Source organism: Cryobacterium sp. MP_M3, assembly GCF_015752155.1.
Classification (GTDB): domain Bacteria; phylum Actinomycetota; class Actinomycetes; order Actinomycetales; family Microbacteriaceae; genus Cryobacterium.
Window position 1 is genome coordinate 171,458 of record NZ_JADOVI010000002.1, and the last position, 14,329, is coordinate 185,786.

The following is a 14,329-nucleotide window of genomic DNA, read 5'->3' on the forward strand; positions in this document are numbered from 1 at the left end:
GTGACCGGGACTGCGGGCGTTCCTGCTGGCGGGAACTCAGTCGACGGCGATGAAGACGTTCTTCGTCTCGGTGAAATTGAGCGGGGCATCCGGGCCGAGTTCGCGGCCGAGGCCGGACTGCTTGAACCCGCCGAACGGGGTCGAGTAGCGCACCGAGGAGTGCGAGTTGACCGAGAGGTTGCCGGATTCGACGGCCCGGGCGACCCGGATGGCGCGGCCGACGTCCCGGGTCCAGATCGAGCCCGACAGCCCGTATTCGGTGTCATTGGCCAGGCGCACGGCGTCGGCCTCGTCGTCGAAGGGGAGCACTGTCACGACCGGTCCGAAGATCTCCTCCGTGACGGTGCGGTCGGTCCGGGACGCGGGGGTGAGCACGGTCGGCGGGAACCAGAACCCCGGCCCGTCGGGCACGGAGCCGCGGAACGCGACGGGGGAGCCGTCCGGCACGAACGCGGTGACGGCCGCGAGGTGGCCTTTCGATACGAGCGGGCCCATCTCGGTGGCCGGATCGGCCGGGTCGCCGACCCGCACCCCGGCCACGGCCGGTTCGAGCAGCTCCATGAACCGGTCGTAGACGCCGCGTTCGACGAGGATGCGGCTGCGCGCGCAGCAGTCCTGGCCCGCGTTCTCGAACACGCCGTACGGCGCCGTCGCGGCGGCCTTCTCCAGGTCGGCGTCGGCGAAGACGATGTTGGCGCTCTTGCCGCCGAGCTCGAGGGTGACCCGTTTGACCTGCTCCGCGCAGCCGGCCATGATCCGTTTGCCGACCGCGGTCGACCCGGTGAAGACGACCTTGCGCACGGCCGGGTGGGTGACGAACCGCTCCCCGATCACCGACCCGCGCCCGGGAAGCACCTGGAACAGCCCCTCCGGCAGGCCGGCCTCCACGGCCAGTTCGCCCAGCCGGATGCTGGACAACGGCGTCCACTCGGCCGGCTTGAGCAGCACGGCGTTGCCCGCCGCGAGGGCCGGCGCGAAACCCCAGGCCGCGATCGTCATCGGGAAGTTCCACGGGGTGATGATCCCGACCACGCCGAGCGGTTCGTTGAACGTCACGTCGAGGCCGCCGGCCACCGGGATCTGGCGGCCGAACATCCGCTCGGGCGCCGCGGCGTAGTAGGAGAGCACGTCGCGAACGTGGCCCGCCTCCCAGCGGGCCTGGCCGATCGGATGCCCGGAGTTGGCGACCTCGATCAGGGCGAGCGTCTCCCGGTCGCCGTCCACCGCCTCCGCGAACCGGCGCAGGATGGCGGCCTTGTCGGCGGGGGCGATGGGCGCCCAGTGCCGCTGCGCACCCACCGCGCGGGCGATGGCCTCGTCGGTGGCGTCCCGGTCGAGGTGTTCGACCACGGCGACCTCGGTCTCGTCGGCCGGGTTGATGACGGTGTAGCTGCTCACGAGGGATCCTTTCGGCCGTGGCCGGTGCTGTCATGGTCGGCGGGGGTGTGGTCGCGCCCGGCGCGGTGCCGGTCGGCCGCCTCGACGAGCCCGGTGAACAGGCGCAGGTCGTCGGCCACCTGCTCGGGGTGCCATTGCACCGCCACCCCGAACGGCACGGCCGGGAGTTCGACGGCCTGGATCACCCCGTCGGCGGTGCGGGCGCTCACGACGAGGCCGTCGCCGAGCGCGTCGATCGACTGGTGGTGGTAGACGGGCACGCTGTGCGGCCCGGCGAGGGCGTCGAACAGGCCGTGCAGGCGCGATTGCGGCTCGACCCTGACGTCGACGGTGTTGAACACGCCCTCCCCGGCCTGGTAGCGGCCGTGGCCGACCAGGTCGGGCAGGTGCTGGTGCAGGGTGCCACCGAGCGCCACGTTCAGCAGCTGGGCGCCGCGGCAGATGCCGAGGAACGGCAGGCGCCGGTCGATCGCCTGCCGGAACAGCTCGTCCTCCCAGGCGTCGCGGTCGGGCCGGGGCTCGTCGGTGGCGGGGTGCGCCGCCTGGCCGTAACGCGCCGGGTCGACGTCCTTGCCGCCGGTGACGACGAGGCCGTCGAGGCTGTCGAGCACCCGGCCGACGGAGTCCGGGTCGGCCGGCTGCGGGGGCAGCAGCACGGCGATGCCGCCGGCCCGGATCACGGAGTCGAAGTAGACCCGGGGCAGGAACGCGGCCGGCACGTCCCACACGCCGGTGCGGGACTGCTCGAGGTACGTGGTCAGGCCGATCAGCGGGCGGGCCGGGTCAGAGGCGCTCAAAGCCGCGCACCCGCTCCCAGTCGGTCACCGCCGCGTCGTACGCCGACAGTTCGATCCTCGCGTTGTTGAGGTAGTGGTCGACGACGTCGTCACCGAACGCCTCCCGGGCCACGACGGAGGTCGCGAACAGCGCGGCACCCTCGCGCAGCGACGCCGGCACCCTCGCGGCGTCGCTGTCGTAGGCGTTGCCGGTGAAGGCATCCTCGAGTTCCAGCTCGTTCTCGATGCCGTACAGGCCGGCCGCGATCAGGGCGCTCACGGCCAGGTACTGGTTCACGTCGCCGCCGGGAACCCGGTTCTCCACCCGCATGCCGAGCCCGCGGCCCACCACTCGGAGGGCGCAGGTGCGGTTGTCGAAGCCCCAGGCGACCGCGGTCGGCGCGAAACTGCCCTCGACGTAGCGTTTGTAGGAGTTGATGTTGGGGGCGGAGAACAGGGTCAGTTCCCGCATCACGGCCAGCTGGCCGGCCACGAACTGACGGAACAGAGTGGACATCCCGTCGTCCGCCGCCGGGTCGGCGAAGACGGCCTCCCCGCCGGTGCCGCGGAGGCTGATGTGGATGTGGCAGCTGTTGCCCTCCCGCTCGTTGAACTTGGCCATGAAGGTGAGGCTCTTGCCGTGGGCCCCGGCGATCTCCTTCGCGCCGTTCTTGTAGATCGAGTGGTTGTCGCAGGTTTCCAGGGCCGTGGCATACCGGAACGCGATCTCCTGCTGGCCGAGGTTGCACTCGCCCTTGACGCCCTCGCAGTACATCCCGGCGCCGTCCATGGCATTGCGGATGTCGCGCAGCAGCGGCTCCATCCGGGTGGACGCGAGCAGGGCGTAGTCGATGTTGTAATCGGTCGCGGGGGTCAGGTCGCGGTAGCCCTTCTTCCAGGCCTCCCGGTAGTCGTCGTCGAAGACCATGAACTCCAGCTCGGTGCCGACGAACGGCACCAGGCCGCGGTCGGCGAGCCGGGCGAGCTGGGCCTTGAGGATCTGGCGCGGCGAGGCGACCACGGGCGAGTCATCGAGCCAGCGCAGGTCGGCGGTGACGAGGGCCGTGCCCGGCAGCCACGGCGCGCGGCGCAGGGTGGCGAGGTCGGGGATCATCGCCATGTCGCCGTAGCCGTGCGCCCAGCTGGACATGGCGTAACCGTCGACCGTGTTCATCTCGACGTCGACGGCCAGCAGGTAGTTGCAGCATTCCGCGCCGTGCGTCGCGACGTCCTCGAGGAAGAGCCGGGCGGAGACTCGTTTGCCGACCAGCCGGCCCTGCATATCGGTGAAGGCGACGATGACCGTGTCGATCTCGCCCACCCCGACCAGCCCGGCCAGGTCTTCCAGTGACAGGTTTCCGGTGCGGGGTGTCATGAGCTTCTCCTCGATGAGCCGGTCAAAAGGTGAACTTGTCGACCATTAGAACACAGAACACCCGATCGAGGCAGGCGTATTTCACCTCTTCGGAGGGGAAACAATCTTCTAAAGGTATGTACATGCCACCATTGGGGTTCTATAGTCGTGCCAAGAAAACTGACGGCGTTGTTCGGTCCCGGGTGGACGCGCGCAACCAGAGCGTAAAGGAAACCAGGATGTCCAAAGACACCTTGAACGTCTCGGGCGTGCAGTACACGACGGCGGAGGCAGGCTACTTCGAGAAACGCGGTCTCCGGCGCAGCGCCGGGATCTGGGGGCTCTGGGGACTCGCCGTGGCGGCGGTCATCTCGGGCGACTTCTCCGGCTGGAATTTCGGCATCGACTTCGCCGGCTTCGGCGGCATGCTGATCGCCTTCGCCCTGCTGATCGTGATGTATTACGGCATGATCTTCAGCATCGGCGAGATGGCGTCGGCGATGCCGCACACCGGTGGGGCCTACTCGTTCGCCCGGGCGGCGATGGGGCCATGGGGCGGCTTCGTCACCGGCCTCGCCGAGACGATCGAGTACGTGGCGACCACCGCGGTGATCGTCTACTTCTCCGCCTCCTACGCCGACGGGATCACCAGCGAGCTGCTCGGCTTCTCCCTTCCGGCCTGGGTCTGGTGGGTCATCCTCTACGCGGTGTTCATCGCACTGAACGCGGCCGGGGCGGCGATCTCGTTCCGGTTCGCGATCGTCGTCTCGATCATCTCGATCGCCATCCTGCTCGTGTTCTCGGCGATGGCGATCTTCTCCGGGCTGTTCAGCGTCGACAAGCTCTTCGACATCGCCCCGGATGCCGGCCAGACCACATTCCTGCCGCACGGCGTGATCCCGATCCTCTTCGCCCTGCCGTACGCCATGTGGTTCTTCCTCGGGATTGAGGAGCTGCCGCTGGCCGCGGAGGAATCGCACAACCCGGTGCGCGACATCCCGCGGGCCGGACTCATCGCCCGCACCACCCTCATCATCACCGGCCTGCTCGTGCTGTTCCTCAACACGGGGATCGTCGGGGCCGGGAGCATCGCGACCGCCGGGGAACCCCTGCTCGACGGCTTCCGCGCCATCGTCGGCGACGGGGCGGCCGCGGTCCTGGCCCTGTTCGCGCTCGTCGGGCTGCTCGCCTCGCTGCAGGGCATCATGTTCGCCTACGGGCGCAACATGTACTCGCTGTCCCGGGCCGGCTACTACCCCAAGTTCCTCTCCTTGACCGGCAAACGGCAGACCCCCGCGGTGGCCCTGCTGGTCGGGGCCGTGTTCGGGTTCGTCGCCCTCGTGCTGGTCGACGCGCTCGGCGGCGCGACCGGCGTCGCCGGGGCGATCGTGCTGAACATCGCCGTCTGGGGTGCCGTGATCGCCTACGTGCTGCAGATGACGTCGTTCGTGATCCTGCGGCGCAAGTACCCGAAGGCCAGCCGCCCCTACCGCAGCCCCTGGGGTGTACCCGGTGCGGTGATCGCCGGCATCCTCTCGCTCGCCATCTTCTTCGGCTTCTTCATCAACGAGCCGGCCCGGCCGGCGATCGCGGCGATCGCCGTGGTCTACGTGGTGATGCTGCTGATCTTCGCGCTCTACGGGCGCACCCGCCTGGTGCTCTCCCCGGAGGAGGAGTACGCGGTGTCGGGCGGCCTGCACGGCGACCCGCAGAAGGAAGGCTACGGCGGCGCCGTCGAAGAGGAGCTCCTGGCCCTGGACGGCCGGGACGAACCGACCTCCTGACCCGGGGTTCGCTGCCCGCCGGAACGCCCGTCCCGCTGGGGCGGGCGTTCCCCGTGCGCCTCGCGGCGGGATCGCCGGAGCGCTACTCTGACGGCATGTCCACACGGCTGCGCCACAGCAGGAGCGAACCGGATGCCGGCCCCGTCGATCTGGCCGCCGAGCTGGACCGCGCCCTCCCCGACCGGGACTGGACGGTGCTGCCCCCGGAGAGCCGGGTCTTCCGGTTCCCGGCGCCGAGCGGCGCGCTGGCCGCCATGCGCCTCGGCGACGCGGCGCATCCGCGGGTCGTGCTCGTGCCCGGCGCCACCGGGTCGAAGGAGGACTTCGTGCTGCTCGCCCCGCTGCTGGCCGAAGCGGGCTACCTCGTCGAGAGCTTCGACCTGGCCGGACAGTACGAGTCGGCGCAGGCCGGCCCCGCCGACGGGGAACCGTTCCGCTACGACCTCTTCGTCGCCGACCTGATCGCGTTCCTCTCCACCGGCTCCTCACCTGCCCATGTGCTCGGCTACTCGTTCGCCGGCATCGTCGCCGAGATGGCGCTCGCCGAACGCCCTGACCTGTTCGCATCGCTGACGCTGCTCGGCGCACCGCCGCAGCCGGGCCAGGTCTTCCGCCGGGTGCGCTGGATCGGCCCGCTGAGCTGGCTGATCCCGGCATCCGGGATCGCCTCCCTGCTGATCTGGGGACTGCTCAGCAACCGCAACCACGTGCCGCCCGGCCGCCTCGAGCTCGTGCGGAGCCGGTTCGACTACACGAGCAGGCGGAGCGTCGACGACATCGTCGGCCTGATGAAGCACTCGCCCGACCTGCGCCGGCTGCTGCTGCGATCGCCGATCCCGATGCTGGTCGCGGTCGGTGAACGCGATCTCTGGCCGCTCGGGCTGCACCGGGACTTCGCCAACCGGATCGGTGCGGAGCTCCGGGTCTACCCCACCGGCCACAGCCCGTGCGAGACCACCCCGCACCAGCTGGCCAGGGACATGCTCGCCCTCTTCCAGGGCCGGCTCTGAGCCTGCCTGACGGATGCCGCTCGGCTAGGCCGGTTCGCGGCGTGCCTGCCCGGCCCGGCCGGCGACCCCGGCACGCCAGGCACGTCGTGCGGCCCGGATCCGCCACGGCGAGGCCGCTGGCCAGTGCAGCGCGAGGGTGCGGTACGCCCAGTCCAGCCGGCGCCGGAGGCCGGCCCAGGTCTGGAACGGCCGGGCGGAGATGCCCACCCGCAGGGTGTGCTGGTAGTCGACCGTGATCGACGGTCCGAGGTGGAGGCTGAGGTCGAGGTCGTCGTGGATGTCGGCCCGATCCCGGTGCACCTGCCCGCGCAGCTCGAGCCAGACGGCCCGGCGCATGGCGAAATTGGAGCCGAAGACCGGGGGCCCGGCCAGCCACAGCCCGATCGCCCAGAAGTAGCCGCCGATATAGGCGACCCGGCCGAGCCGGGCCAGGGCCGGCGAGCAATCGTAGAAGTCGCCGGGGCCGGTGACGATGTCCACCTCCGGGGATGCCGCCAGGGTCGCGTCGATCCGGGCGAGCCAGTCGACCGGCGGGATCGAGTCCGCGTCGAGCCGGGCGATCACCTCGCCGGTCGCCGCGTCGAACCCGGTCGACGCGGCCGGCCAGATGCCGGGAACGGGGGCAGGGACGACGCGGGCGCCGGCGGCGCGGGCCACGGCGGCTGAGGCATCCGTGCTGCGGTTGTCGACGACGATCACCTCGTCGGCGAGGCGGGTCTGGGCCGCCAGCGCGGCAAGGCAGACGGCCAGGAAGTCGGCGTCGTTGTAGCACGGGATGACGACGGAGATCGTGGCCATGACTCCCGCCTCTCCGCCCGAACCGGCTTCTGGAGCCGAGCCTACGCTCGCGCGGCCGATCCGGCCGGGCCCGCGGAACCGGCCGGCACTGCCGGGCTCAGAGCGCGCGGCAGTGCGTGGTCAGGAGGCCGATCTTGTCGATCGCCACGGTGACGGTCGACCCGTCCTTGAGGAACACCGGGGGCTTGCGGCTGTAGCCGGCGCCGCCCGGGCTGCCGGTGGAGATGAGGGTGCCCGGCAGCAGCGTCGACGTCTTCGACAGGTAGGCGATGATCTCCGCGACCGTGCGCACCATGTCGCCGCTGGAGGCGTCCTGCAGAAGGCGGCCGTCGACATGGGTGGTCAGCCACAGGTCCTGCGGATCGCCGATCTCGTCGGCGGTGACGACCACCGGGCCGGTGGGCGTGAAGCCGTCGAAGGACTTGCACCGCGACCACTGCGCCTCGGAGAACTGCAGGTCGCGGGCGGTGATGTCGTTGACGACCGTGTAGCCGAAGACGTAGTCGAGGGCGTCCTGCACCGCCACGTTCCGGGCGGCGCGGCCGATGATGACCCCGACCTCCGCTTCGTAGTCGACCTGGCCGGTCAGGTCGGTCGCCCAGGTGATCGTCGACTCGTGGCCGGTGAGCGAGTTGGGCCAGAGCGAGAACACCGTCGCCGCCGACTCGGAGCGGAGCTTCAGCTCCGAGGAGTGAGCCGCGTAGTTGGCGCCGATGGCGATGATCTGCGGCGGGCGGAGCACGGCGGAGGAGTACCGCAGCTCGTCGAGCGGGGTGAGGGTGGCACCGTGGGACACGGCGTTCAGGGTCAGCGCGCGCACCCGGTCGTATTCCTCGTCGCCCTTCTCGACCAGGTCTTGAAGGTCGCGTGGGGCGTCGTCGATGATGTCGTCGAGGAACACCGCCGAGTCGTCGAAAACCGCGGCGAGACGGGGGGTGGACTGGCCATCAACTCTGAGGTGCGCGAATTTCACCTGTTCAGGCTATCGGCCGCCGGAGGGGTTTGCCTGTGGCCGGGCCGTTCAGGCCGGTTCCGGCGGCGAGACGGCGGGCGCGCCGGCCGCCCGCCACAGGTGCATGCCCGCGTAGCTGCGCCACGGTGCCCAGCCGGCGCCGGCCGCGGCGAGCCGTTTCGGATCCGCGGGAAGCGACAGCCGTGCGGCACCCTGCCGCAGTGCCAGGTCGCTGGTGAGAAGGATGTCGGGACTGCCCAGCACGCGCATGGCCACGTAGCCGGCCGTCCACGGTCCGATCCCGGCCAGCGCGACGAGGCCCGACTCCAGCGTCTCCCTGTCCTGGCCGTAGGAGAGCACCAGGTCGCCGGAGGCGAGGGCCTCGGCGACCCGGATGACCGTGTCGATCCGTGCGGCCGGCCCGCGCAGCACGTCGCGACCGTCAGCCGCGATCCGGGCGGCGGTCGGGAACAGCCGGGACAGTCCCGGGCCGGCGCCGGCATCCGGGAACGGGTCGCCGAGGGCCTCGGCGAGGCGGGAGAGCGCCGTGCGGGCGGCCGCGACCGAGACCTGCTGGCCGAGCAGGGCGCGGAACAGGGTCTCCTCCGGGTCCATGCTGCCCGGCAGCCGGATGCCCGGGGTGCCGGCGACCGAGGCGGCCAGCAGCGGGTCGGCCGCGAGGACCAGGTCGATGGCCTGAGCGTCGGCGTCGAGGTCGAGGAGGCGGCGCACCCGGCTGACCAGCGGGGAGAGGTCGGCGAGGCTGGTCAGCCGGGCGACGCAGCCGACGAGCGGGGCGGCCGGGGTGCCGGCCAGGGACAGCTCGACCGTGGCGAAGCCGTTCGGCAGCCGGAGGGTGCGCGAGTAGGTGTCCGCCGTGGCCGCCTCGACGCCGGGGATCGCGCGCACGCCGAGGAAGCCGAGCACTCCGCGACCGTCGAACGGCGCCCGGGCCGGAAGCTGCAGGGTGACCGTCGTGCCGATGCCGGGCTCGCTCGCCGGTTCGTCGCGGTGGGCGGCGACCGGGTCCGCCGCGATCTCGCCGGCCCCGTTTCGGCGGGCCCCGTTTTCGCCGGCCCACTTTCCACCGGCCCGCGTGTCGCCGGCCCGGTGCGGGTTCGCGTTGCCCGCCCGCGAGGCCGCCTGCATCCTGCCCCGCAGCTCCGACGGCGTGCGTTCGTAGACGGCGGCGATGGTGTCGTTGAACTGGCGGATGCTGCCGAACCCGGCGGCGAAGGCGACCTCGCTGATCGGGAGCCCCGTGCCGAGCAGCAGCCGGGCGGTCTGTGCGCGGTGCGCCCGGGCGAGTGCGAGCGGGCCGGCGCCCAGCTCGTCGACGAGCACCCGGGTGAGGTGCCGTTCGCTGTAACCGAGCCGCGCGGCCAGCCCGGTCACGCCCTCCCGCTCGACCGCGCCGTCGGCAATCAGCCGCATCGCCCTGGCGGCCAGGTCGTCTCGGATGTTCCAGTCGGGCGAGCCGGGTACGGCATCCGGCAGGCAGCGTTTGCAGGCGCGCAGGCCGGCATCGTGCGCGGCGGCGCTGGTGAGGTAGAACGACACGTTCGACGGCTTCGGGGTGACGGCCGGACAGCTCGGCCGGCAGTAGATGCCGGTGGAGTGCACGCCGGTGATGAACTGCCCGTCGAACCGGGAGTCCCGGGACGACATGGCGCGGTACCGCTCGGCGAAGGCTGTGTCGGCGGCCCCGGCTCCCGCCGCGGCGCGAGCCCCGGCCGGGGGAGTCGCGGGCGGACGAGGCGCAGGTCGGCTGGGCGCGTGCCGGCTGGGCGCAGGCTGGCTGGGTTCGGGCGGCTTCACCCTCCCAGCCTGACAGGTCCGGGACCGCCCCGGTAGCGGGAATCGGACATCACTCGCCCGGGCCGCTCCGGGGAAGCACCGGGGGCGGTCGGGCGCCGGGCCGTCCGCCGGCCGGTACTGTGGCGGGATGACCGCATTGGAGCGACTGCAGGCCGAACTGGGCACGATCGTGAGCGTCGACCCGGCCGAGCTGTCGGCCGCCCGCGCCGACAAATCCGGGTGGGTGGCCGCCGGGCTGCCGCTGGCGGTGGTGCGGGCCGGCACGATCGAGCACGTGCAGGCGACACTGCGGATCGCCTCGGAATGGCGCGTCCCGGTGGTCACCCGCGGTGCCGGAACCGGCCTGGCCGGGGGCGCCTGCGGCACCGACGGGTCGATCGTGCTCAGCGTCGCCGGGATGAACCGCATCCTCGAGATCCGGCCGGAGGACGAACTGGCGGTGGTCGAACCCGGCGTGATCAACCAGCAGCTGAACGACGCCCTCCACTCGCATGGCCTCTGGTTCGCGCCCGACCCGGCCAGCAAGGCCATCTCCACCGTCGGCGGCAACATCGCGACCAACGCGGGCGGGCTGCTCTGCGCGAAGTACGGCGTGACGAGGGAAGCCGTGCTCGGGCTGACCCTTGTGCTCGCCGACGGCAGCCTGCTGCGCACCGGGCGGCGCACCGTGAAGGGCGTCACCGGCTACGACCTGACCGCGCTGCTGACCGGGTCGGAGGGCACCCTCGGCGTGATCGTCGAGGCGGTTGTCCGCGCCCGGGCGATCACCGCGGGGGAGACGGTGACGATCGGAGCGGTCTTCGCCGACGTCGCCGGGGCCGCCGCGGCATCCGCCCAGGTCACGGCGGCGCGAATCCGCCCGGCCGTGATGGAACTGATCGACCCCGTCGCCCTCGCCCTGATCGCCGCGCACCTCGGGCCGGCGGCGTCGGCCGGGCTGCCGCTCGGCCGGGGCGCGTTCCTGCTGCTGCAGACGGATGGGCCGGCCGCCCGGGCGGAGGCCGAGGAGGCCGTGGCCGTGCTCCGCGCGGCGGGCGGCGAGGCCCGGGTGTCCACGGATGCCGCCTCGGCTGAGCGCCTGCTCGCCGTGCGGCGGGCCGCGCACCCCGCGCTGGCCGCCCACGGCCAGGTGCTGATCGAGGACGTCTGCGTACCCCGGTCCCGGATGAAGGAGATGTTCGACCGGATCGCCGAGATCAGCGCGCGCACCGGAGTGCCGATCCCGACCATCGCCCACGCCGGCGACGGCAACCTGCATCCGAACTTCGTCATCCCCGTCGACCGGGTCCGCGGCGCCGACGACCAGGTGGTCCCGGAGCCGATCTGGGAGGCGGCGGGCGAACTGTTCCGGGCCGCGCTCGACCTCGGCGGCACCCTCACCGGTGAGCACGGGGTGGGGGTGCTGAAGCGGCGCTGGCTGGCCGAGGAGCTCGGCGACACGAGCTTCGACCTGCAGCGACGGATCAAGACCGTGTTCGACCCGCTGGGCATCCTGAACCCCGGGACCATGTTCGCGTCCTGACCGCGCGACCGGGTTTCCCGGCCGGAGCGGAATCCGGCGGCCACCAGTAATGTGTTGCGCATGACGTTTGAGACCCCGGCATCCGAACGAGCCCCGGCCGCCCCCGAGGTGAACCCGGCGCTCCACCCGGTGCGGCAGGTCTGGACCACCCCGGTGCGCCGCCCCAGCGGGGCCGCGGTCGCGCTCGCGATCATCGGGATCGTCGTCGCCGGTGCGGCGCTGCTGCTCGTCCTGGTCTACCTCTCCACCTTCCTCGGCCCCGGCGCGCTCCTCATCTGCCTCGCCCTGGCCCTCGTGCCGCTCAGCGTGATCCTGCTCGCGGTGCGCTGGATCGACCGGTGGGAGCCTGAGCCGCGGCCGGCCCTCTGGTTCGCACTGCTCTGGGGTGCCGGGGTGTCCGTCGTCTCCGCCCTGGTCTTCGATCTCGGGGTGAAGCTGGCCCTCGCGGCCACCGGTGCGGCCGCGACCGGCGACGGCGCCGACTTCGTCACCGGCGTGATCCAGGCGCCCATCGTGGAGGAGACCGCGAAAGGGGCCGGCATCCTGCTCTTGTTCTGGGCGATGCGGCGCCGGTTCGACGGCCCGGTCGACGGCGTGGTCTACGCCGCGACGATCGCGGCGGGCTTCGCGTTCTCCGAGAACATCCAGTACTTCGGCGTCGCGATGATCGAGGGCGGGGCGCAGACCCTCGGCTTCACCTTCCTGGTGCGCGGCGTGCTCTCGCCGTTCGCCCACGTCATGTTCACCGCGTGCACCGGCATCGCGTTCGGGCTGGCGGCCCGGCGCCGGGCCGGGCGCGCGGCCGGCACCGTGCTGCTCGGGCTGATCTCCGCCATCGCGCTGCACGCGCTCTGGAACGGTGCGTTCTACCTGCTCGTCGGCGACACCGGCCTGATCTCCTACTACCTGCTCGTGCAGGTTCCGCTCTTCATCACGGCCGTCGTGGTGGTGGTGCTGCTGCGCCGCCAGGAGGAGCGGATCACGAAGCATTGCCTGATGGAGTACGCGGCGGCCGGCTGGTTCTCCACCGCGGAGGTCGAGATGCTGGCCACACCGCAGGGGCGGCGGCAGGCGCGCGGCTGGGCGGCGGGCCAGCCCCGGGACCGGCGCACCGGGATGCAAGACTTCATCACGGATGCCACCCGCCTCGCCTTCGCCCGCCAGCGGATGCTCAATGGCAGCGCCGGCAACGTCGACCGGGCCGATGAGGCCCAGCTCCTGGCGCTGGTGCAGCACGATCGGGCGGCCGTGGTCGGCGCCGCCGGACCGGTGCGCTGACCGGGTCACGCGGCATCCGCCGGGGTGAACCGTGCGGCAGAGCCTCGGCAGGCCCTCGGCAGCACCTCGGCAGACAAAGAACTCGCCGCCCGGTGGTGTGGCGATGCCGACGACTCTCCCGGAGCGGCGAGTTACTGATTTCATAGTGCGCCTCCCGGCCCCGTTCGCGCAAGGGGGAATTTCCTGGTGTGCGATCGGGGCCGGGATCGGGTTGGATAGGACCATGACTGATCTGAACTCCAAGCCCGAACTCGACGCGCCGGAGGGCCCCGCGCCCGAGGCCCTCACCGTTACCGACATCGTGGTTGGCGAGGGCGCCGAGGCGACCCCCGGCGCCACCGTCGATGTGCACTACCTCGGCGTCGAGTACGACACCGGGGCCGAATTCGACTCGTCGTGGAGCCGCGGCCAGTCGATCAATTTCCCCCTTCGCTCCCTGATCGCCGGCTGGCAGCAGGGCATTCCCGGGATGAAGGTCGGCGGGCGTCGCAAGCTCGTCGTGCCGCCGCACCTGGCCTACGGTCCCGCGGGCGGCGGCCACCGCCTCTCCGGCCAGACCCTGATCTTCGTGATCGACCTGCTCGGCGTCAGCTAGGACTCGCCGGTCTCGACTGGCTCGACCGCCGCCGGTGGTCGAGCCTGTCGAGACCCGGCCCGGCGCTGCTGCAGGGAGACCGTGCATGCGGCATCCGCCGCCGGGCCGGTTCCACCGGTCGCCGGTTCGTCCTGCTCCGGGAAATGGTTACCCCGACAACGCCAGTGGGCGGAGATAATGGGCCATGATCTCAATCGACTGCGCACGCGCCCTGGCCGACGCCGGGCTCCGCTGGCGCCCGGTCTCGGGCGACGCTTTCCGGATCGAACGGTCGGGCTTCGAGAACGACGTCTTCACGGTCAGTGACATGACGATCGAGCCGCACGAGTTCGACACCGGCACCATCCTCGGCTTCAACGGCACTACCGAGTGGGCACTCGATTCGCTGGCCCTCGAGGACGCGCTCTGGCTGCCGCGCGAGGACCAGTTGCGAGACCTGCTCCGCAGCACCTTCCGCTCGCTCACCCGGCTCGGCGAGGACGCCTACCGGGTGCGGGTCGCCCTGGCCGGCACCGACGAGCACCATGACGCGGCCGACCCGGCGGATGCCTACGCCCTGGCGCTGCTGCGGCTGATCCGGCGCTCCGGCGACGACCTGGTCTCGTGAGCCCGACCGGCCCCGAGTGGTGGGAGATCGTGCTCGCCGTTGCCGGCGGCATCCTGCTGCTCTGGCTGGTGCTGGTCGGCCTGCTCTGGCGGTCCGCCCGCAAGCAGCCCGACCCGACCCGGCTGCGAGACGCGCTGCGCCTGATCCCCGACGTGGTGCGGCTGCTTCGGCGGCTGGCGGCCGACCGGACCGTTTCGCCCGGGGTGCGGGTCTGGCTGCTCGTACTCCTCGGGTATCTCCTCTCGCCGATCGACCTGGTGCCGGACTTCATCCCGGTGCTGGGCTACGCGGACGACGCGATCATCGTCGCCCTCGTGCTGCGGTTCGTCACCCGCCGTGCGGGAGCGGAAGCGGTCGAGCGGCACTGGCCCGGCACTCCGCAGGGACTGGCGGTGCTGCGAACCCTGGCCGGGATCTGACCAGGAGCCGCCCCACGC

The 14,329-nt window shown here is 71.8% G+C and carries 13 protein-coding genes; 7 read left to right on the top strand and 6 right to left on the bottom strand.

The window, feature by feature from the left end; translation table 11 throughout:
* Window positions 1–36 precede the first annotated feature (36 nt).
* The 3 genes from IWX89_RS03940 to IWX89_RS03950 are packed head-to-tail and all read right to left on the bottom strand — an operon-like array spanning window position 37 to window position 3,549.
* Entirely contained in the window at window positions 37–1,398 is a 1,362-nt protein-coding gene (locus tag IWX89_RS03940) for an aldehyde dehydrogenase (RefSeq protein WP_196902276.1), read from the bottom strand.
* Window positions 1,395–2,195: a gamma-glutamyl-gamma-aminobutyrate hydrolase family protein gene (locus IWX89_RS03945; protein WP_196902277.1), complete on the bottom strand. Its 801-nt coding sequence runs from the start codon at window positions 2,193–2,195 to the stop codon at window positions 1,395–1,397. The genes IWX89_RS03940 and IWX89_RS03945 overlap by 4 nt, the downstream gene beginning before the upstream one ends.
* Window positions 2,182–3,549, bottom strand: coding sequence for a glutamine synthetase family protein (locus IWX89_RS03950; protein ID WP_196902278.1), 1,368 nt, complete (start codon window positions 3,547–3,549; stop codon window positions 2,182–2,184). The genes IWX89_RS03945 and IWX89_RS03950 overlap by 14 nt, the downstream gene beginning before the upstream one ends.
* A 218-nt stretch (window positions 3,550–3,767) precedes the next feature.
* On the opposite strand from IWX89_RS03950, the gene IWX89_RS03955 reads away from it, so the two are divergent.
* Both IWX89_RS03955 and IWX89_RS03960 read left to right on the top strand, forming a co-directional pair.
* The gene (locus IWX89_RS03955) at window positions 3,768–5,312 is read left to right on the top strand and encodes an amino acid permease (protein ID WP_196902279.1); all 1,545 of its coding nucleotides are present in this window, start codon (window positions 3,768–3,770) and stop codon (window positions 5,310–5,312) included.
* A gap of 95 nt (window positions 5,313–5,407) precedes the next feature.
* A complete protein-coding gene (locus tag IWX89_RS03960) occupies window positions 5,408–6,322 on the top strand; it encodes an alpha/beta fold hydrolase (protein ID WP_196902280.1) in 915 nt (304 codons plus the stop codon).
* 24 nt (window positions 6,323–6,346) lie between these two features.
* On the opposite strand, the gene IWX89_RS03965 is transcribed toward IWX89_RS03960, so the two are convergent.
* The 3 genes from IWX89_RS03965 to IWX89_RS03975 all read right to left on the bottom strand — a co-directional run bounded on the left by IWX89_RS03965 (window position 6,347) and on the right by IWX89_RS03975 (window position 9,890).
* Window positions 6,347–7,120, bottom strand: coding sequence for a glycosyltransferase family 2 protein (locus IWX89_RS03965; RefSeq protein WP_196902281.1), 774 nt, complete (start codon window positions 7,118–7,120; stop codon window positions 6,347–6,349).
* A gap of 97 nt (window positions 7,121–7,217) precedes the next feature.
* Window positions 7,218–8,093: a fumarylacetoacetate hydrolase family protein gene (locus tag IWX89_RS03970; protein ID WP_196902282.1), complete on the bottom strand. Its 876-nt coding sequence runs from the start codon at window positions 8,091–8,093 to the stop codon at window positions 7,218–7,220.
* A gap of 48 nt (window positions 8,094–8,141) precedes the next feature.
* Complete coding sequence (locus tag IWX89_RS03975) at window positions 8,142–9,890, bottom strand: AlkA N-terminal domain-containing protein (RefSeq protein ID WP_307836413.1); 1,749 nt, start codon at window positions 9,888–9,890, stop codon at window positions 8,142–8,144.
* Between the two features lie 127 nt (window positions 9,891–10,017).
* On the opposite strand from IWX89_RS03975, the gene IWX89_RS03980 reads away from it, so the two are divergent.
* The 5 genes from IWX89_RS03980 to IWX89_RS19075 all read left to right on the top strand — a co-directional run bounded on the left by IWX89_RS03980 (window position 10,018) and on the right by IWX89_RS19075 (window position 14,311).
* On the top strand, window positions 10,018–11,412 hold the full coding sequence (locus IWX89_RS03980; RefSeq protein ID WP_196902283.1) for an FAD-binding oxidoreductase: 1,395 nt from the start codon (window positions 10,018–10,020) through the stop codon (window positions 11,410–11,412).
* Window positions 11,413–11,472: 60 nt separating this feature from the next.
* The gene (locus tag IWX89_RS03985; RefSeq protein WP_196902284.1) at window positions 11,473–12,690 is read left to right on the top strand and encodes a PrsW family intramembrane metalloprotease; all 1,218 of its coding nucleotides are present in this window, start codon (window positions 11,473–11,475) and stop codon (window positions 12,688–12,690) included.
* A 223-nt stretch (window positions 12,691–12,913) separates the two neighbouring features.
* The gene (locus tag IWX89_RS03990; protein WP_196902285.1) at window positions 12,914–13,285 is read left to right on the top strand and encodes an FKBP-type peptidyl-prolyl cis-trans isomerase; all 372 of its coding nucleotides are present in this window, start codon (window positions 12,914–12,916) and stop codon (window positions 13,283–13,285) included.
* A gap of 184 nt (window positions 13,286–13,469) precedes the next feature.
* Window positions 13,470–13,892: a hypothetical protein gene (locus tag IWX89_RS03995; protein ID WP_196902286.1), complete on the top strand. Its 423-nt coding sequence runs from the start codon at window positions 13,470–13,472 to the stop codon at window positions 13,890–13,892.
* The gene (locus IWX89_RS19075) at window positions 13,889–14,311 is read left to right on the top strand and encodes a YkvA family protein (protein ID WP_196902287.1); all 423 of its coding nucleotides are present in this window, start codon (window positions 13,889–13,891) and stop codon (window positions 14,309–14,311) included. Before IWX89_RS03995 ends, IWX89_RS19075 begins: the two co-directional genes overlap by 4 nt.
* Window positions 14,312–14,329: the final 18 nt, after the last annotated feature.